The sequence below is a fragment of the Herbaspirillum sp. GW103 genome (assembly GCF_000261365.1).
Classification (GTDB): Bacteria; Pseudomonadota; Gammaproteobacteria; order Burkholderiales; family Burkholderiaceae_D; genus Herbaspirillum.
Genome location: NZ_AJVC01000003.1, coordinates 475,196 through 494,180 on the forward strand (window position 1 = coordinate 475,196; position 18,985 = coordinate 494,180).

The window sequence follows — 18,985 nt, forward strand, 5'->3', positions numbered from 1 at the left end:
AATTTACTATGTTTACGCCGTGTTAGTAAATAACATAAATTGTTTCCGCGGCGCCTTCCGGGGTCGCTGGTTTGATCGCCCGCCCATTCCCGCAGACTGAATTTTTCTTCCCATGGCACAGACATTGGACATCATTTCCCGCATCACCGAGCGCAGCAGCACCTTGCGCCTGGCCGAACAGAAGGTGGCTGAAGCGATCCTCGGCGATCTCGCCGCCGCTGCCAGTGCCAGCATCGGCGAACTGGCCGAGAAGGCCGGTGTGTCGGTGGCCAGCGTAACGCGCTTTGCCAAGGCCATGGGGTGCCGCGACGTGCGCGAGTTCAAGTTCCTGCTGGCGCAGGCGGTGGCCGTGGGACAGCGTTTCTTCGATGGCGCCAGGACGGTGCCCTCGGACCAGCCGCCCGAACTGGCCGACGTGGTGTATCGCGACATCCATGCCGTGCTGGAGCTCAACCGCGCCATGCTCAATCCGGAAATGCTGATGCAAGCCGCGTACCTGCTGCTGGGTGCGCGCATGATCTACTGCTTCGGCATGGGCGGCGGCTCCACCATGATGTCCGACGAGGCGCGCTATCGCCTGGTGCGCCTGGGCCGTCCGGTGGCGACCTATCACGATGCGGTGTTGCAGAAGATGGTGGCGGCGACCCTCGACAAGGAGGACGTGCTGCTGGTCTTCTCGACCACCGGCAGCGTACCGGAGCTGCTGGCCAGTTGCGAGGTGGCGCGCGAATACGGCGTCAAGCTCATCGCCATTACCGCGCTGGGTTCGCCGCTGGCCAAGATGGCCGATGTGCTGCTGCCCATCAAGACGCTGGAAACCGACCTGATTTTCAAACCATCCTCGTCGCGCTACGCCATGATGGCGACGCTGGACATGCTGGTGCTGGAGCTGGCCTTGCTGCACAAGGAAAGCAGCCAGGAACGCCTGCGCCGCCTCAAGTACGTGCTCGATGCCCATCGCGGCGGCGGCGACCTGCACCAGCCACTGGGAGACTGACATGACATCCATCCCGCATGCTGCCGCTAGCGACAGGCACTGCGACACCCTGATCCGCCATGCCCTGGTCATCGACGGCAGTGGCGCCGAGCCGGTCGCGGCCGACGTGGCCGTGCGCCACGGACGCATCGTCGCCGTAGGCCGGCTTGATGGCTGGCAGGCCCGGCAGGAGATCGACGGCACCGCCCGTGTACTGGCGCCGGGCTTCATCGACGTACATACGCACGACGATACCAACGTCATCCGCACTCCGGAGATGTATCCCAAGCTGTCGCAGGGCGTGACCACGGTGGTGGTCGGCAACTGCGGCATCAGTGCCGCCCCGGTCACGCTCAAGGGGGACCCGCCGGATCCGATGAACCTGCTGGGCAAGTCGGAGGCTTTTCACTATCCCAGCTTTGCCAGCTACGCAGAGGCCGTCAACGCCGCGCAGCCCGCCATCAACGTGGCGGCGCTGGTGGGGCACACGGCCCTGCGCAACAATCACATGGATCGTCTGGACCGCGCCGCCACCGACGCGGAAATCGCCGGCATGCGCGCGCAATTGCGCGAGGCGCTGGAACACGGCGCGCTGGGTCTTTCCACCGGCCTGGCCTATGGCAACGCCATCAACGCGCCCACCGAAGAAGTGCTGGCCCTGGCCGAGCCGCTGGCCGAATTCGGCGGCCTCTACGCCACCCATTTGCGCAGCGAATTCGCCGACATCCTCAATGCGATGGAGGAAGCCTTTCGCATCGGCAAGCATGCGCGTGTGCCGGTGGTGATCTCGCACCTCAAGTGCGCCGGCGTGGAGAACTGGGGACGCAGCAGTGAAGTGTTGCAGGCGCTGGAAGCCGCCTCGCGTCATCAGCACGTGGGCTGCGACTGCTATCCCTATACCGCCAGCTCGTCCACCCTGGACCTCAAGCAGGTCACCGCCGACTACGACATCCAGGTGACCTGGTCGGAACCGCATCCGGAGCAGGGCGGCAAGATGTTGCAGCAGATCGCCGCCGACTGGGGCGTGGACCTGCATGCCGCCGCCGCGCGCCTGATGCCGGCCGGCGCCGTCTATCACTGCATGTCGGACGACGACGTCAATCGCATCCTCTCCCATCCGGCCACCGTGGTCGGCTCGGACGGGCTACCCAACGATCCCTTGCCGCATCCGCGCCTGTGGGGCGCCTTCCCGCGTGTGCTGGGCTACTACAGCCGCGAACAGAAACTGTTTTCGCTGGCCACCGCCGTACACAAGATGACCGGCCTGTCGGCGCAACGTTTTGGTCTGGAGCAGCGCGGCCTGGTGCGTGAGGGCTATCACGCCGACCTGGTGCTGTTCGATCCCGAGACCATCCGCGATGCCGCCAGCTTCACCGATCCCATGCAGCCGGCCCATGGCATCGATGCGGTGTGGGTCAATGGACAGCTGGCCTATCGCGGGCAGGACAAGCAGGCCACCCGCGCCCGTGCGGGACGCTTCCTGGCGCGCACGGTGCAGAAAACGCCAGCCTGAGTGGCAGAAAACCTCAGGGCTGGATTGTCAACTTCAGGTTTCAAATCGACTTTTCAAATTCGAGTTCAACAAAGGAGCAGCAATGAGCATTCAACGATTCGGTGTGGAAGGTGGCAGCGGCACCGGTGGTCAGCATCTGCCGTTCGCGCGCGCAGTGGCCGCCGACGGCTGGTTGTACGTGTCCGGCCAGGTGGCCATGGAAAACGGTGAAGTGATCGACGGCGGCATCGTGGCGCAGTCACACAAGGCCATCCAGAACGTGCTGGCGATCCTCAAGGAAGCCGGTTATGGCCCGGAGCATGTGGTGCGCTGTGGCGTGTGGCTGGATGATGCGCGCGATTTCCAGTCCTTCAACAAGGTCTTCAAGGAATACTTCGGCGCCAACCCGCCTGCGCGCGCCTGCGTGGTCTCCAGCATGGTGGTCGATTGCAAGGTCGAGGTCGATTGCGTGGCCTTCAAGCGCTGATGTGGTCAGCGCGGGGCAGGGCACGACTTCGCTTCGCGCTTGAACCAACACGAAAAGAATAAAAAGAAAAAAGAACAAAAAGAATAAACGCTATAAAAAATTTAAAAGATTTGCAGATTTTTTGTTCAAGTATGCCGGCAGGGGTGTGACGACGTCGGCGGTGTCTTTTACCTTCTGAAGAGGAGCAACAGATGGAGGCTGTACAAGGAAGTGCGCTACTGGTCTATGCGCTGGTGGCGGTGATCGCACTGATCGTGCTGATCGCCAGATTCAAGATGAATCCGTTCATCGTTCTGATCGTGGTGTCGCTGGTGCTGGGTCTGGCCGTGGGGATGCCCATGGGCGGCATCGTCAAGGCCTTCGAGACCGGCGTGGGCGGTGCCCTGGGGCATATTGCGCTGGTGGTGGGTCTGGGCACGATGCTGGGCAAGATGATGGCCGAATCGGGTGGTGCCGAGCGCATTGCCAATACCATGATCAAGGCCTTCGGTGAAAAGAACGTGCACTGGGCCATGATGACGGTGGCTTTCATCGTCGGTCTGCCGGTGTTCTTCGAGGTTGGTTTCGTGCTGTTGGTGCCGATCGCCTTCAACGTCGCCAAGCGTACCGGGACCAACATGGTGCTGGTGGGCATTCCCATGGTGGCCGGTCTGTCGGTGGTGCACGGACTGATCCCGCCGCACCCGGCCGCATTGCTGGCGGTGACCGCCTACAGCGCCGATATCGGTCGCACCATCCTGTATGCGCTGATCGTCGGTATTCCCACGGCCATCATTGCCGGTCCCATCTTCGGCAAGCTCATTTCCAAGGTGGTCATTCCCAATCCGGACAATCCGCTGAGCGCGCAATTCGTCGACCAGAGCAAGAAGGACCGTGAACTGCCGGGCTTCGGCATCACGCTCTTCACCATCCTGTTGCCGGTGGCGTTGATGTTGATCGGCAGCTGGGCCGACCTGTTCTTTGCCCCCAAGAGCTTCGCCAATGATTTCCTGCGCCTGATCGGCAACTCCGTCATCGCGCTGTTGATCGCCACCCTGGTGAGCTTCTGGACCTTTGGTCGTGCCCGTGGCTTTGGTGCCGACCAGATCCTGAAATTCACCAACGAGTGCCTGGCGCCCATTGCCAGCATCACGCTGGTGGTCGGTGCGGGGGCAGGCTTTGGGCGCATCCTGATGGATGGCGGCGTTTCCAAGGCCATTGTCGGCGTGGCCACCGATGCCCATCTGTCACCGCTGCTGCTGGGCTGGTTCGTGGCTGCGCTCATTCGTGTGGCCACCGGCTCGGCGACGGTGGCCATGACCACAGCCTGCGGCATCGTCGCGCCCATCGTCTCCACCGTTGGCGGTGTGCGTCCGGAACTGATGGTGCTGGCCACCGGCGCCGGTTCGCTGATCCTGTCGCACGTCAATGACGGCGGCTTCTGGCTGGTCAAGGAATACTTCAACATGACCGTGCCGCAGACCTTCAAGACCTGGACCGTGATGGAAACCCTGGTCTCGGTGCTGGCGCTGCTGTTCACGCTGGCACTGGCGACGGTGGTGTAAGCCCATCGCGCAAGGCCGCAGAAAAAAGGCTGCCCGGCGTGAACCGGGCAGCCTTCTTTCGTTTGTGTGGGACGGATGTTCTGCGATCAGAAGCGCAAGCGTGAGTCGTCAAAGCGCGGGTCGGGCCCGTTCTCCACCTTTTCCACGGTGCCCTGGTCGTTGAAGTAGACCGTCATCTGCGAATTCCAGACACCGCTTTCCTTGTAGCCATAGTTCCAGGCCTCGAAGGGGATGCGGGCATAGCGCGTCACCTCGGTGGGGCGACCAACCCGGCGCAGTACGTCAAGCTTGGTGTCCTGCTTTGGACGGATCGCGCGGAAATTCTCGATGGTCCACACTTGCGCATAGGAAATGAGCCGATGGTCGGGACCGATGCGCGCCATGTACTGGTACTGGCCGAAGGCGCCGGCCGCGTATTCGAAGACGCGCACGTTGCCATCCGGATACACATTGCTGGGCGGCCCCAGGCGGGCGACTACCTGGTCTTCCGGTTCACCCGGTTGTACTGGCGGTTGCAGCAGCGAGGCGCAGCCGGCCAGGCTGGCTGTGGCCAGCAGGACGGCGGCCAGGCGCGGGCGGATGCGCAGGAAGAGGGAAGCGGGGTGCTGCATGGAAACTCCTGGTCAGGTTGTCATTCCTGCACGGCAAGGCCGACTGCTGCGCCAGTGCGACGCCGGTGTCTGCCAATGTTGGTAGGAATGGCTTTTTGCTATATAATTTCGCGTCCGGTCGGTTTGGCCGGATTCTCATTTTTTGTTCACGGTATGCAGGGCAGGATATTTTCCAACGCTCCGCACACCGCTTGTGAAAGGTAAAAGCAATGTCCATCGAAAAAGCAGCCAAGGCTGCCATTATCTCCGAAAACGCCCGCGGCACGAACGACACCGGTTCTCCGGAAGTGCAAGTCGCGCTGCTGACCGCACGCATCAACGACCTGAACGGCCACTTCAAGGCCCACGTCAAGGATCACCACTCCCGTCGTGGCCTGATCAAGATGGTCAACCGTCGCAAGAGCCTGCTGTCCTACCTGAAGAACAAGGACGCTGACCGTTACCGCGCCCTGATCGAGAAACTCGGTCTGCGCAAGTAATTTGACTCCGCGTCTGGGTCTCGGGGTTTGCGCCCCGGACCACCACGAAATGCCTGCGTCACTCGTTGACGCGGGCATTTTGTTTTTTGCGATTCGGCAAGCTCAGGCGTAAGCCGGGGCCAGCGCCATCGTAAAGCGCCCTCCCTCGGGGCAGGAATACATCATCGTTTCATCGCGGCAGGCTGTTTGTTGGATCAATGCCGCGTTCGTCGTGAGTGACCGGTTTCGCCGGCCACTGTGGTGAGGTGAACGACAGCGCCTGAAAATCTGTCGGCAAAAGGAAGCCGTGCACCGCGGACACAGTCGGGGCCGGCTCCATAAAAGAAAGGAAATACCGTGTTCAATAAAGTAAGCAAGACCTTCCAGTACGGTCAGCATCAAGTGACCCTGGAAACCGGCGAAATCGCTCGCCAGGCTTCTGGCGCCGTGGTGGTGTCGGTGGAAGACACCGTCATCCTGGCCACCGTGGTGGCCCGCAAGGAAGCCAAGCCCGGCCAGGATTTCTTCCCCCTGACGGTCGACTACATCGAGAAGACCTATGCAGCCGGCCGCATCCCCGGCGGTTTCTTCAAGCGTGAAGGCAAGCCTTCCGAAAAGGAAACCCTGACCTCGCGCCTGATCGATCGTCCGATCCGCCCGCTGTTCCCGGAAGGCTACCTCAACGAAGTGCAGGTGATCATCCACGTGCTGTCGGTGAACCCTGAAATCGATCCGGACATCCCCGCCATGATCGGTGCCTCGGCGGCCCTGTCGCTGGCCGGCATCCCCTTCAATGGCCCCGTGGGCGCCGCTCGCGTCGGTTACATCGACGGCCAGTACGTCCTGAACCCGACCACTTCGCAACTGAAGTCCTCGCAACTGGACCTGGTGGTAGCCGGTACCGAAACCGCCGTGCTGATGGTGGAATCCGAAGCCGATCAACTGTCCGAAGAAGTCATGCTGGGCGCCGTCGTGTTTGGTCACGACCAGTCCAAGGCCGTCATCGAAGCCATCCACGCCCTGGTGCGTGACGGTGGCAAGCCGGAAGTGCAATGGTCCGCCCCGGCCAAGAACGAAGCCCTGATCGCCCGCGTGGCGCAACTGGCCGAAGGCCCGCTGCGCGAAGCCTACCAGACCAAGGACAAGCAGGCCCGTACCGAAAAGCTCAAGGCTGTCTCGGCCCAGGTCAACGAAGCCCTGGTCGCTGAAGCCGCTGCCAACAACGGCGTGGCTGCGGATGCTGCCGAAGTCGGTTCCATCCTCTTCGACCTGGAAGCCAAGATCGTGCGTTCGCAGATCCTGGAAGGCGAACCCCGCATCGATGGTCGCGACACCCGCACCGTGCGCCCGATCTCGATCCGTACCGGCGTGCTGCCGCGTACCCACGGTTCGGCCCTGTTCACCCGTGGCGAAACGCAAGCCCTGGTCATCGCGACCCTGGGTACCGCGCGTGACGAACAGAAGATCGATGGTCTGCTGGGTGAATACTCCGACCGCTTCATGCTCCACTACAACATGCCTCCGTTCGCCACCGGCGAAACCGGTCGCGTGGGCACCCCGAAGCGTCGTGAAATCGGCCACGGCCGCCTGGCCAAGCGCGCGCTGATCGCCGCGCTGCCGGCTGCTGACGAGTTCAGCTACTCGGTGCGCCTGGTCTCGGAAATCACCGAGTCCAACGGTTCCTCCTCGATGGCATCGGTGTGCGGTGGCTGCCTGGCACTGATGGACGCCGGCGTGCCGATGAAGGCCCACGTGGCCGGCATCGCCATGGGCCTGATCAAGGAAGGCAACAAGTTTGCCGTGCTGACCGACATCCTGGGCGATGAAGATCACCTGGGCGACATGGACTTCAAGGTGGCCGGTACTGCCAACGGCATTACCGCCCTGCAGATGGACATCAAGATCCAGGGCATCACCAAGGAAATCATGCAGGTCGCGCTGGAGCAGGCCAAGGAAGGTCGTCACCACATCCTGGGCAAGATGCAGGAAGCCGTGCCGGCCGGTCGTGCCGAACTGTCCGACTTCGCACCGCGCCTGATCACCATCAAGATCAATCCGGAAAAGATCCGTGACGTGATCGGCAAGGGCGGCGCCGTCATCCGCGCGCTGACCGAAGAAACCGGCACCCAGATCGACATCAGCGACGAAGGCGTGGTCACCATCGCCTCCGTGGACGCATCGGCTGGTCAGGAAGCCAAGCGCCGCATCGAAGAGCTGACCGCTTCCGTGGAAGTGGGCAAGATCTACGAAGGCACCGTCCTGAAGCTGCTGGACTTCGGCGCCATCGTCCAGGTCCTGCCGGGCAAGGATGGTCTGCTGCACATCAGCCAGATCGCCAACGAACGTGTCAACGCCGTGGCCGACTACCTCAAGGAAGGCCAGCAAGTGCGCGTCAAGGTTCTGGAAACCGATGACCGCGGCCGCCTGAAGCTGTCGATGAAGGCTGCCCAGGCTGAAGAAGGCGACGCCGCCGCTCCGCAAGAAGCGCAGTAATCCCTTCTGCCTGACCAGGCAACAAGAAAATCCCCCGTGCCGCAAGGCCGGGGGATTTTTTTTGTGCGCACAAGAGGATGCGGACAATCTGCCCAAGTGATTTCGAACCAAAAGTATGCGATTCTGTCCGTCTGCTTTGAGGGACATCAAGGTTCCGGTGTGCCGCGCTCATCAGGGGGAGGCGTGGCACTGCCATGCAGGCAGATCCGAATAGAGAGTAGGGGACAGCTGTGCAGCCGTATCACATCAAGGTGACTGGCTTGCGCGGATAGAACAACACATTACTTTTGAAAGGAAGGCAATGCCCCATGTCATCATCATCGGTTGCGGCTTCGGTGGTCTGGCCGCCGCGCGTGAGTTGGCCCAGGCCGATGTACGCATCACCATGATCGACCGCAGCAACCATCACCTGTTCCAGCCCTTGCTGTATCAGGTCGCCACGGCCGGGCTGTCGGCCCCGGCGATTAGCGCACCGATCCGCGCCATCCTGGCGCAGCAGACCAATCTCACCACCCTGATGGCGGCCGTCACCGGAATCGATACCGTCGCCAGGTCCGTCACCCTGGAAGACGGCAGCGTGCTCGGCTATGACTACCTGATCGTGGCCACCGGTTCCACCCACAGTTACTTCGGCCACGATGAGTGGAGCGCGCTGGCACCAGGACTGAAGACGCTGGAAGATGCCTTCGAGATCCGCAAGCGCATCCTGATGGCCTTCGAGCATGCCGAGCGCGAGACCGATGCACGGCGCCGCCAGGAATGGCTGACCTTCACCGTCATCGGGGGTGGCGCCACCGGCGTGGAGATGGCCGGTACGCTGGTGGAGATTGCACGCCACACCTTGTCGGGCGAATTCCGCAATATCGATCCGCATTCGGCACGGGTGGTGCTGGTGGAAGGTTCCGAACGTGTGCTGGGCGCCTATCCTGCCGACCTCTCCGAGAAAGCCCGCGAGCAGTTGCACAGGCTAGGCGTGGATGTGCGCACCGGTTGCCGCGTGGTGCACATCGACGAGACCTGCGTGCGCTATGCCAATTTCGATGGTGAGCAAAGCCTGGCCACGCGTACCGTCATCTGGTCGGCGGGCGTAGCGGCTTCTCCGCTGGGCAAGAAGCTGGGTGTACAGGTGGACCGTACTGGTCGTGTACCGGTCACGCCGCAGCTCTGTATTGCTGGTCACGAGGAAGTGTTCGTGATCGGCGATCTGGCGGCGGCACAGTCGGAAGGCAAGCCGGTGCCGGGCGTGTCACCGGCGGCCAAGCAGATGGGACGCGTTGCGGCGCGCAACATCAAGCATCACATTGCGGGACAGACGGCGGAGATTTTTGTCTACAAGGATTACGGATCGCTGGCCACCATCGGTCGACGTGCGGCCATTGCCATGGTCGGCAAGCTCAAGTTCTCGGGCTATCCGGCCTGGCTGTTCTGGCTGTTCGTGCACGTGTATTTCCTGATCGGTTTCCGCAACCGTCTCATGGTGATGGCGGACTGGGCCTGGGCGTATTTCACCTTCAAGCGCAGTGCGCGGGTGATCTCGGCCACCATGCCCGAGCAGGCCGAGCAGCCTGTCTTGCGCAAGGAAGTCGCTGAGTAGATTTCGTCGCTCTTGCAGCAAAGAACCTCGCTTCCGTTTCCGGGAGCGAGGTTTTTTACTTCAGTGCTGCGGGTGGCTCAGTCTTCCAATGCCAGCATGGCGAAGCTGGCCAGCCAGTGACCACCACTGTAGTGGCTGCCGACCACCTGATCGATGGAGGCGGCGATGTGGCGCGCGACGGCGGCCTCGATGGCGCTGCGCGCAGCGTGATTGGCGGGCAGGTGGCGCAGGACGTTCTTCATGCACCAGGCGCGGGAAAGGTTCAGGCCGTCCAGGTGGGCGATCTTGGGATCGGTCGGGTCCGACACATGCGCCGGCTGCATGATCTGTTCGGTAGCGGCCACGCGCGGCAGGTAAAGGTCGAACCAGGTCGCAAAGTCCTGCGCCGGCAGCACCTTGCTCATCAGCAGTGCTTCGGTCAGTGCGCCGGAAATGTACTCGTCACCACCGGGTTCGTAGTGGGCCGGGTAGTCGGTGTCCTTGCCGTAGTAGCGTTGTGCGCTGGCCAGGATCGCCTGCTCCAGTGCCTCATCCTTGACGTGGCGCGCCTGGTCCAGCGCCAGCGCCAGGGCGAAGGCGGTGTTGTAGTGGGTGCCTACGCGGATCGGATAGCTCAGCTTGGACAGGTATTCCAGCAGGCGACGGCGGATCTCCAGCGTCAGCGGCTGCATCGCGGCGCGCCAGGTGGCAGCGCGCGGCAGGGCCGATTGCGCCAGCTCCTGGTCCAGTGCGAGGATCCAGCCAAAGCCATAAGGACGCTCGAAGGAGGCGCGGCCATCGACGCGGAAATAATCGGTCTCGCGCTGCATCAGTTCGGTCGTGAAGTGCTCATCGAAGATGGTTTCGATGTCGCTGCGGGCGGGCAGTGCGGGATAGCGTCGCGCACAGCGCAGCAGCAGCCAGAAGCCGTGCACCGCAGAGTGCCAGTCATAGCAGCCGTAGAACACCGGGTGCAGGGCACGCGGTGAGAGTACGTCCTGGGCGCCGTGGAGCACGTGCATGATGTGATTCGGATATTCCTGGCGCAGATAGGCCAGCGGCATGCGGGCAAATTCTTCCGCCCGTTCCTGTGTGAGCTGCATGGGGACTCCTTGAGGCAAAGTGGATGACCCGGCCGGTACTGCGCATCCGGCCGGGTCTGGCGTTCCGGTCAGATCAGCGGAAGGCGAGGAAGTACATCAGGAACACGTTGACCGTCAGCAGCGTCAGTGCGGTCGGAATCTGCACCTTGATGACCTGGTACTTGTTCTTCAGTTCCAGTAGCGCCGCCGGCACGATGTTGTAGTTGGCCGCCATCGGCGTCATGAGCGTACCGCAATAGCCCGAGTACATGCCGATGGCCACCAGCGGCGCCGGGTCGGCATGATGCCCCACGATCAGGAAGGGCAGGGCGATGCCCGCGCTCATCACCGGGAAGGCGGCGAAGGCATTGCCCATCACCATGGTGAACAGTGCCATGCCGACGCAGTAGATCACCACCACCAGGAAGCGGTTGTCGGGATTGACGAACAGGCTGACCACGTGCTGTACCGACGTCCCGGTCTTGGCGGCGACGAAGACACCACCCAGCATGGCCAGCATCAGCGGCAGGATCGCGGCCCAGCCAATCGAATCCACCAGGCGGCGCGACTGGCGTACTGCCTGCAGCGGGGTGCCACGCGTGAGCACGCAACCGGCGATGAGCGCGCAGATGCAGGCCACGCAGAGTGCGGCCAAGGTCAGTTGCTTCTGGTCCAGCAGCATCAGGCCACCGACCGAGACACCCTTGAGCAGCACGGTACAGGCCACCGTGATCACGGGGATCAGCACCGCCGGGAAGAACAGCCAGTTGCCCAGCTTCCTGGACGAGGCCACGCGCTCTTCATGCGAGGAAGTGGCATAGCTGCCCATGGAGAGCATGCCGGTACCGGCAATGAGCGAGATGATGATGACGGTGCCGCCGATGATGCGGTGGGCCATGGACTTGCCAAGGTGTTCCACCAGCAGGTCACCGAACAGGAACACCGCGCCGAAGAGGAACCAGAACAGCGCCGTGGTGAAGCGCTTGGGATTGCCCTTGTCGCGCAGGGTCATGACGGTCAGCATCATGACGATGATGCCGATGAGATAGTAGATGCGGTTGATCGAGATGAGCGTGTTCATGCGGACACCTTGGCAGCGGATTGAGTGGCCTTCCACGCCTCGACATCGCGGCGGATGGAAGCGTCGAGGCGGGTCAGGCGGAACATGTGGATCACCAGCGCCGACAGGGCAGTGGGGATGGCCCACAAGCCGATGTGCAGCGGCTCGATGTTGGTGATGCCGTTTTCCTTCAGGAAGGCATCCATCAGCAGCACGGCGCCGAAGGCGATGAAGATGTCCTCGCCGAAGAACACGGCGACGTTGTCACAGGCCGCCGCGTGGGCCTTGATCTTGTCGCGGATGTGTTGCGGCAGGTCTTCGCCGTAGGCGCTCACGGCGGCACCTTCGGCCATCGGTGCCAGCAGCGGACGCACGGTCTGCGCCTGGCCGCCCAGGTAGATCAGACCCAGTGCGGCGGTGCCTTCACGCAGGATGAAATAGAGCATCAGAATGCGTGCCGAAGTGGCGCTGGCGATGCTGGAGATCCACGCCTGGGCGCGTTCCTTCAGACCGTAATGTTCCAAGAGGCCGATGATCGGCAGGATCAAGAGGAAGGTCGCCAGCGAACGGCTGTTGACGAACTTCTCGCCAAAGGTTTCCAGCAGCATGCCGAAGTCCATTCCGACCGACAGGCCGGTGGTGAGACCGGCTACCGTGACCACCAGCAGCGGGTTGAAACGCAAGGCAAAACCGGCCACGACGATCGGTATCCCGATCAGTGGCAGCAGTGTCGTACTCTCCATGAAAAACTCCCTATGTGAATGAGGAAAAATCCTGCCGCCAATGTGCAAGGTCCGTGCCACCTTTGTCGTGGAAAGCCGCGCCCAGACTGACTTTGCGTCAATCTGCAAAGCGTAGGGGCGTGACTTTTCCTGCGACCTCGCGGGCCTCGGATTGGCGACCTTTCTTGTTGTTTTTGGAACGAAACTACAGCTTGCGACACCCCTGCATCAGCAGCAGGTGCCTTCTTTCCGGCGTCTTGCGACCACGCCCGGAAAAAACTTTCACACCGCCGCGCGCACGGCAATCTGCTCGGCGTGCAGGCGTGCCCGAATCTGGCGCGCAAAATCCAGGGCGTGCGCGCCATCTCCGTGCAGGCACACGGTCTGTGCATTGACTTCGACCAGGCTGCCGTCGATGGCCTTGACCTTCTTCTGCTTGACCAGCATCAGGGTCTGGGCGATGGCGTCGGCATCGTTGGTAATCATGGCGCCGGGCTTGCTGCGTGCGACCAGGCTGCCATCGGCTTCATAGGCGCGATCGGCAAACACTTCTTCGACCGCATTGAGATCGGCATGGCGGGCGGCGGCGATCAGTTCGCTGCCGGCCAGGCCATACAGACTCAGCTCGGGATTGAAGGTGCGGATGGCGGCGCAGATGGCATTGGCCAGCACGGCATCCTTGGCGGCCTGGTTGTAGAGCGCGCCGTGCGGCTTGACGTGGGTCATGCGTGCGCCCTCGGCGCGCACGATGGCGTCCAGTGCGCCGAGTTGATAGAGCATGCCGCTGAAGATTTCCTCGGGCGGCAACTGCATGGCGCTGCGCCCGAAGTTCTCGCGGTCGGGGAAGCTGGGGTGGGCGCCGATGGCCACGTGATTCTGGATCGCCCAGCGCACGCTGCGGCGCATGGTGCCGGCATCGCCCGCATGCCAGCCGCAGGCGATGTTGGCGGAGCTGACCAGGGTCAGCAGTTGTTCGTCGGTGTCGCAGCCTTCGCCGAGGTCGGCATTGAGATCGATATACATGGCGTTCCCTTATTTCTTGTAGAGCGTGGCGCGCGACCAGTCCAGTGCGGCGACCGTGGCGCGGATGGAATCGAGATAGCGTTGCTGTTCTTCGGCGGCGGCCAGGGCGTCGGCCATCTCGCAGGGCTCCAGCCGCAGCGTTGCGTTCAACGGGGCTTGCGCCAGCTTCCAGAGGTCGGCACCGATGATCACGCCGATCTTGGGGTAGCCGCCGGTGGTCTGGGCATCCCCCATCAGGATGATGGGTTGGCCCGAGGGTGGCACCTGGATCACGCCCGGCACCACGCCGTGGGAGAGCATGTCGCGACCTTGCTTGCGTTTGAGTTCGGGACCTTCGAGGCGATAACCCATGCGGTTGCTGTTGGGGGTGACGCGCCAGGTGTCGGACCACAGCGCTTCCCGCGAACTCTTGCTGAACTGTTCGAATTCGGGGCCGGGCAGCACGCGCAGCGTGACGTGCTGGCTGTGTTCATCGGCACGCAGGGCCAGGCCACTCCAGCGCGGGGAACGTACGCCGAAGGCGGGACCATGGACCGCGACAGAGGCAGCGCTGGCGTCGCCGATGGGGAGCTTGTCGCCGCGCTTCAAGGCGCGTCCCTGATGGCCGCCGAAGCCGGCCTTGAGGTCGGTGCTGCGCGAACCCAGGACCAGCGGCACATCGATGCCACCGGCTACGGCCAGGTAGGTGCGCATGCTGTGACGTGGCGCCTGCTCGGGTGAATCGGCTGCCGCCAGGCTGAGCTTGAGCACGCTGCCGGCACGCACCGGAATGCTCCAGCAGGCGGCGATGGGTTTGCCATCGAGGGTGGCACCGATGTCGTCGCCACCGAGGGCGATGCGGGTATCGCGGGTGAAGCGCAGCTCGGCCACGCCCATGGTGATTTCCAGTCCGGCCGCATCGACCGGATTGCCGACCAGCAGGTTGGCGCTGGCCAATGCCAGCGTATTGAGCGCGCCACCGGGATGGATGCCCAGGCTGCGATGGCCATAACGGCCCATGTCCTGCACCGAAGCCAGCATGCCGGGTTGGATGATGTCGATCATGAGGCCACGCGCTCCACGGTAAAGCGTACTCGGTCGCCGGGACGCAGCAGCGTCGGCGGTTGCTGGGAAGGATCGAAAAGCTGCAGGGCGGTGCGGCCGATGAGTTGCCAGCCGCCCGGCGAGGCCATCGGGTAGATGCCGGTCTGCTCGCCGCCGATGCCCACCGATCCGGCCGGAATGCTCACGCGCGGCGTCGTGTGGCGCGGCGTGGCCAGGCTGGTGTCGAGCCCGCCCATGTAGGCGAAGCCGGGCAGGAAGCCCAGGAAATACACCACGTACTCGGCATTGCTGTGGCGCTCGATGACCTCCCCGGTCGACAGGCCGGTGTGACGGGCCACGTTGTCCAGGTCAGGGCCGACGTTGCCGCCGTAGACCACGGGGATCTCGACCGTGCGGCCTTCGCTGCCTGCGCTGGCGAGCCGGGGCCAGGTCTTCAGGATGCGCTCGCTCAGCGTGTCCAGGTCGGCGACGGGTCGCCGGGTGATTAGCGTCAGGTTGTTCATGCCGGGCACGACTTCGCTGACTTCTTCCCATTCACTGGCCAACGTGGCCAGCGCCCAGATGCGTTGCTGCTGGGGCAGGGTGGCGGGGGCCGGCAAACTGCAGAGCAGTGCGCGGTCGCCCAAAGGGTGGAGCTGGGGTGGCTGCATGTGTCTCTCGCCTCGGCTGAGATTTTTGTTGAGAACCCGGCCATGCCGCTGCCGGGGTCAAGGTGCGTCTGGTGATGCCCTGCTTTTTTGCGGATATTACATTTCAAAGAAAATATAAACAATATGTCGATAAATTATTTATTTAATCTTTGCGCTATAGTGTTGCCATTCTGTCGTCCTGACCCCTACGCTTCCCATGAGCCAAGAGAACAACGAGACCTCTGTCTCCCTTCCGCCCGATGTGCAGGCCGCCGCCGAGGCGCCGCGCCCGACCAAGATCGTGTCTTCGCAGCACCTGGTCTCCGAGCGCAGCGCCGAACTGTCCGAACTGGAATACGCCCTCATCATGGCCAGCAATGCCTTCAATCGCTGGATGGTGCGCTGCATGGCGGCTGCGGGAGCCAAGGACATGACGGCCATCGAGGTGTCCTTGCTGCATCACGTCAACCACCGCGATCGCAAGAAAAAACTGGCTGATATCTGTTTCGTATTGAACGTCGAGGACACCCACGTGGTCACCTATGCCTTGAAGAAGCTGGTGAAGGCCGGCTACGTGAAGAGCGAGAAGGCCGGCAAGGAACTGCTGTTCTCGACCACCCCGGCGGGGCAGGCGCTGTGCATGAAGTATCGTGAGGTGCGCGAGCGCTGCCTGATCGAGGTGCAGGTCGAAAGCGGCATCCCCAACCAGGCCATCGGCGAGGCGGCGCAATTGTTGCGCAATGCGTCCGGGCTGTATGACACGGCGGCACGGGCGGCGGCTTCGCTTTGAGACATAGATAACTGAAGGATAGGACAGATGCGCGCAATCGAGATCAAGGAATTTGGCGGCCCCGAGGTACTGCAGGCCTGTGAACGGCCCGTGCCTGAGCTCAAGGCGGGGGAAATACTCATCAAGGTGCATGCGGCGGGCGTGAATCGTCCGGACGTATTCCAGCGTACCGGCAACTATCCGGTGCCGCCGGGCGCCTCGGACCTGCCGGGCCTGGAAGTGGCAGGCGAAATCGTGGCGGGTGAGCTGGGTGAGAGCGGCTTCAGGCTGGGTGACCTGGTCTGTGCGCTGGTGCAGGGTGGCGGTTATGCGGAGTTCTGTGCCGCGCCGCTGGCCCAGTGCCTGCCGGTGCCCAAGGGTTTGAGCGCGCTGGAGGCCGCAGCCTTGCCGGAAAATTACTTCACGGTGTGGAGCAACGTCTTCGACCGGGGACAACTGTCAGGTGAACAATCCTTGTTGGTGCAGGGCGGCTCTTCGGGCATCGGCGTGACGGCCATCCAGATCGCCCGTGCGCTGGGCCATCGCGTGTTCGCCACGGCGGGCAGTGCCGACAAGTGTCGCGCATGTGAAGAATTGGGCGCGGAACGGGCCATCAATTACAAAACCGAGCAGTTCGAGGATGTGGTCAAGGAATTGACCGGCGGGCGGGGTGTGGACGTGATCCTGGACATGGTCGGCGGCAATTACCTGCCGCGCGAGATCAAGGCCCTGGCCGACGATGGCCGCCTGGTCTTCATCGCCCAACTGGGCGGCAGCAAGGGCGAGCTCGACATGGGGCAGGTCATGCGTCGTCGCCTGACCATCACCGGGTCGACCCTGCGCCCGCGCCCGGTGGCGTTCAAGGCGGCGATCGCGGCCAATCTGCGGCAACACGTGTGGCCCCTGATCGAGGCTGGCAAGATCAAGCCGGTCATTCACCACCGTTTCCCGCTGGAACAGGCGGCACAGGCGCATGCCATGATGGAATCGAGCACCCACATCGGCAAGATCATGCTGGAACTGTGATCCGGCAGGCGCGCGGAGCCGGGCGGGACAGTCCGGCTTTGCGCCAAGCGGCCGTACCGGATACAATGCGAGGTTATCCAAATTGACACCCATCTCGTAGAACTCAGCCTATGCGTCGCAAACTCGTAGCCGGTAACTGGAAAATGAACGGCAGCCTGGCTGCCAATGCGGCCCTGGTGGCTGGTATCAAGGAAGGTCTGCCGGCCGAGGTCTGCGACGTCGCCGTGTGTGTGCCGGCGCCTTATCTGGCGCAGGTGCAGGGCGCGGTGGCTGGTTCGGCCGTGGCGCTGGGGGCGCAGGACATGTCCGCGCACGCCTCTGGTGCCTTTACCGGTGAGGTGTCGGCAGCGATGCTGCAGGAATTCGGTGTGCAATATGTCATTCTGGGTCACTCCGAGCGTCGCGCCTATCACGGCGAGAGCGATGCGGCGGTGGCGGCCAAGACCGTGGCAGCATTGAAGGTCGGCCTGGTGCCGGTGGTCTGCGTGGGGGAAACGCTGGAACAGCGCGAAGCCGGACAGACCAATGAAATCGTGGGTGGTCAGCTCGATGCGGTGCTGACGGCCCTGGCTGTCGAGGATGCTGCGCGCATCGTCGTGGCCTACGAGCCGGTCTGGGCGATTGGTACCGGCAAGACGGCCACGCCGGAAATGGCGCAGGAAGTGCATGCGATGCTGCGTGCGCGTCTCGGCGCCAAGAGCGCGGAAGCGGCGGCCAAGGTGCGTATCCTGTACGGCGGCAGCATGAAGCCGGACAATGCGGAGCAGTTGCTGGCGATGGCCGACATCGATGGTGGTCTGATCGGTGGTGCGGCATTGAAGGCGGCGGATTTCCTGGCCATCATCAAGGCGGCCTGAAGTGGAGTAAGGGGTTTGTCAGTTGCGGAGGCGATACTTTGACGCAGATGCAGCAGGCGATTGAAACATCAAGAGTGGACTTGTTTAAATGAATACTTTGTTTTTGGTTGTGGTTGTAGTTCAGGTGCTGGCAGCGCTGGCGATCATCGGTCTGGTCTTGCTGCAGCACGGCAAGGGCGCTGACATGGGTGCGGCTTTCGGTTCTGGTGCCTCGGGCAGTCTTTTCGGTGCGACCGGCTCGTCGAACTTCCTGTCGAAGTCGACGGCGGTGGCCGCAGGTATTTTCTTCGTGGCGACCCTGGGTCTGACCTTCATCGGCAATCATCACGTGGCACAAAGCGGCAGTGTGATGGATAATCTGCAAGTTCCGGCGGCCCCGGCCCAGCAGGCAGCGCCTGCAGCGCCCGCCGCACCGGCTGATGCAGGCAAGCCGGGTGACCAGTCGAATCAGATCCCGAAATAAGCTTTTGCTGATTCTGAAATAATCGAAGAATTAAGTAGGAAGAATCTTTCTTTTTCGCTGATTGTGCATTGAACAAGAGTAACAAATGAAGGTACAATAGCAGCTTCAAGCCGACGTGGTGAAATTGGTAGACACGCTATCTTGAGGGGGTAGTGGCGAAAGCTGTACGAGTTCGAGTCTCGTCGTCGGCACCATAGAAATGAAATGAAAAGCCAGCGAAGGTCCTAGTGCCTGAGCTGGCTTTTTGTCGAGGAAGTTTCTGATTGATATTGAGAATCATTCCCATCGATAAACCAACGCATAGCGGCCAATCGTGAACCTCGAAAATTACTTCCCAGTCCTCCTGTTTATTCTTGTTGGCATCGGCGTCGGTGTCGCTCCCCAGCTCCTCGGTCGTCTTCTTGGTCCGCACAAGCCGGACGCTCAAAAAACTTCTCCTTACGAATGCGGCTTTGAAGCATTCGAAGATGCGCGCATGAAATTCGATGTGCGCTACTACCTGATCGCCATCCTGTTCATCCTGTTTGATCTGGAAACCGCCTTCTTCTTCCCTTGGGGCGTGTCCATGCGTGAGCTGGGCTGGCAAGGTTTCGTCACGATGATGGTCTTCATCGCTGAATTTGTTGTCGGATTTTGGTACATCTGGAAAAAGGGTGCCCTGGATTGGGAGTAAGCC

The 18,985-nt window shown here is 62.3% G+C and carries 19 protein-coding genes and 1 tRNA gene; 13 read left to right on the forward strand and 7 right to left on the reverse strand.

The genetic code is table 11. The features are described 5' to 3' along the window. The first annotated feature begins 112 nt into the window (after positions 1-112). The 4 genes from GWL_RS05660 to GWL_RS05675 all read left to right on the forward strand — a co-directional run bounded on the left by GWL_RS05660 (position 113) and on the right by GWL_RS05675 (position 4,499). Complete coding sequence (locus GWL_RS05660; protein ID WP_008327623.1) at positions 113-997, forward strand: MurR/RpiR family transcriptional regulator; 885 nt, start codon at positions 113-115, stop codon at positions 995-997. A 1-nt stretch (position 998) separates the two neighbouring features. Then, positions 999-2,489: an amidohydrolase family protein gene (locus tag GWL_RS05665; protein ID WP_008327627.1), complete on the forward strand. Its 1,491-nt coding sequence runs from the start codon at positions 999-1,001 to the stop codon at positions 2,487-2,489. Positions 2,490-2,571: 82 nt separating this feature from the next. After that, positions 2,572-2,955: a RidA family protein gene (locus tag GWL_RS05670; RefSeq protein ID WP_006712914.1), complete on the forward strand. Its 384-nt coding sequence runs from the start codon at positions 2,572-2,574 to the stop codon at positions 2,953-2,955. A 191-nt stretch (positions 2,956-3,146) separates the two neighbouring features. After that, positions 3,147-4,499: a GntP family permease gene (locus tag GWL_RS05675; RefSeq protein ID WP_008327628.1), complete on the forward strand. Its 1,353-nt coding sequence runs from the start codon at positions 3,147-3,149 to the stop codon at positions 4,497-4,499. 86 nt (positions 4,500-4,585) lie between these two features. On the opposite strand, the gene GWL_RS05680 is transcribed toward GWL_RS05675, so the two are convergent. Continuing rightward, complete coding sequence (locus GWL_RS05680) at positions 4,586-5,110, reverse strand: hypothetical protein (RefSeq protein ID WP_008327629.1); 525 nt, start codon at positions 5,108-5,110, stop codon at positions 4,586-4,588. Between the two features lie 209 nt (positions 5,111-5,319). Between GWL_RS05680 and rpsO the strand changes: the two genes are divergently transcribed. From rpsO to GWL_RS05695, 3 genes are all read left to right on the forward strand, one after another. After that, on the forward strand, positions 5,320-5,589 hold the full coding sequence (gene rpsO, locus GWL_RS05685; RefSeq protein WP_006712917.1) for a 30S ribosomal protein S15: 270 nt from the start codon (positions 5,320-5,322) through the stop codon (positions 5,587-5,589). A 336-nt stretch (positions 5,590-5,925) separates the two neighbouring features. Next, complete coding sequence (pnp, locus tag GWL_RS05690; RefSeq protein ID WP_008327631.1) at positions 5,926-8,061, forward strand: polyribonucleotide nucleotidyltransferase; 2,136 nt, start codon at positions 5,926-5,928, stop codon at positions 8,059-8,061. Positions 8,062-8,362: 301 nt separating this feature from the next. Then, positions 8,363-9,655: an NAD(P)/FAD-dependent oxidoreductase gene (locus tag GWL_RS05695; RefSeq protein ID WP_008327633.1), complete on the forward strand. Its 1,293-nt coding sequence runs from the start codon at positions 8,363-8,365 to the stop codon at positions 9,653-9,655. Between the two features lie 77 nt (positions 9,656-9,732). On the opposite strand, the gene GWL_RS05700 is transcribed toward GWL_RS05695, so the two are convergent. From GWL_RS05700 to pxpB, 6 genes are all read right to left on the reverse strand, one after another. Beyond that, entirely contained in the window at positions 9,733-10,737 is a 1,005-nt protein-coding gene (locus tag GWL_RS05700; RefSeq protein ID WP_008327635.1) for a DUF2891 domain-containing protein, read from the reverse strand. A 73-nt stretch (positions 10,738-10,810) separates the two neighbouring features. Then, complete coding sequence (locus tag GWL_RS05705; RefSeq protein WP_008327638.1) at positions 10,811-11,797, reverse strand: DUF979 domain-containing protein; 987 nt, start codon at positions 11,795-11,797, stop codon at positions 10,811-10,813. Next, positions 11,794-12,519 carry a DUF969 domain-containing protein gene (locus tag GWL_RS05710; protein ID WP_008327640.1) on the reverse strand — a complete coding sequence of 242 codons (726 nt, stop codon included), beginning with the start codon at positions 12,517-12,519 and terminating at the stop codon, positions 11,794-11,796. Before GWL_RS05710 ends, GWL_RS05705 begins: the two co-directional genes overlap by 4 nt. A 261-nt stretch (positions 12,520-12,780) precedes the next feature. Continuing rightward, positions 12,781-13,521 (reverse strand): 5-oxoprolinase subunit PxpA, encoded by a 741-nt coding sequence (gene pxpA, locus GWL_RS05715; RefSeq protein ID WP_008327642.1) that lies wholly within the window; start codon positions 13,519-13,521, stop codon positions 12,781-12,783. A 9-nt stretch (positions 13,522-13,530) separates the two neighbouring features. After that, on the reverse strand, positions 13,531-14,565 hold the full coding sequence (locus tag GWL_RS05720; RefSeq protein ID WP_008327644.1) for a biotin-dependent carboxyltransferase family protein: 1,035 nt from the start codon (positions 14,563-14,565) through the stop codon (positions 13,531-13,533). After that, positions 14,562-15,215, reverse strand: coding sequence for a 5-oxoprolinase subunit PxpB (gene pxpB, locus GWL_RS05725; protein ID WP_034350150.1), 654 nt, complete (start codon positions 15,213-15,215; stop codon positions 14,562-14,564). Before pxpB ends, GWL_RS05720 begins: the two co-directional genes overlap by 4 nt. 196 nt (positions 15,216-15,411) lie before the next feature. Between pxpB and GWL_RS05730 the strand changes: the two genes are divergently transcribed. The 6 genes from GWL_RS05730 to GWL_RS05755 all read left to right on the forward strand — a co-directional run bounded on the left by GWL_RS05730 (position 15,412) and on the right by GWL_RS05755 (position 18,982). Beyond that, on the forward strand, positions 15,412-15,984 hold the full coding sequence (locus GWL_RS05730; RefSeq protein ID WP_081486035.1) for a winged helix DNA-binding protein: 573 nt from the start codon (positions 15,412-15,414) through the stop codon (positions 15,982-15,984). A gap of 27 nt (positions 15,985-16,011) precedes the next feature. Continuing rightward, positions 16,012-16,989: an NAD(P)H-quinone oxidoreductase gene (locus GWL_RS05735; protein WP_008327650.1), complete on the forward strand. Its 978-nt coding sequence runs from the start codon at positions 16,012-16,014 to the stop codon at positions 16,987-16,989. A 110-nt stretch (positions 16,990-17,099) separates the two neighbouring features. Beyond that, the gene (gene tpiA, locus GWL_RS05740; RefSeq protein ID WP_081486036.1) at positions 17,100-17,846 is read left to right on the forward strand and encodes a triose-phosphate isomerase; all 747 of its coding nucleotides are present in this window, start codon (positions 17,100-17,102) and stop codon (positions 17,844-17,846) included. Between the two features lie 88 nt (positions 17,847-17,934). Beyond that, positions 17,935-18,309, forward strand: coding sequence for a preprotein translocase subunit SecG (gene secG, locus GWL_RS05745; RefSeq protein ID WP_081486037.1), 375 nt, complete (start codon positions 17,935-17,937; stop codon positions 18,307-18,309). A 109-nt stretch (positions 18,310-18,418) separates the two neighbouring features. After that, a tRNA-Leu gene (locus tag GWL_RS05750) sits at positions 18,419-18,503 on the forward strand. Between the two features lie 119 nt (positions 18,504-18,622). Then, a complete protein-coding gene (locus GWL_RS05755) occupies positions 18,623-18,982 on the forward strand; it encodes an NADH-quinone oxidoreductase subunit A (protein ID WP_006712939.1) in 360 nt (119 codons plus the stop codon). Positions 18,983-18,985 lie beyond the last annotated feature (3 nt).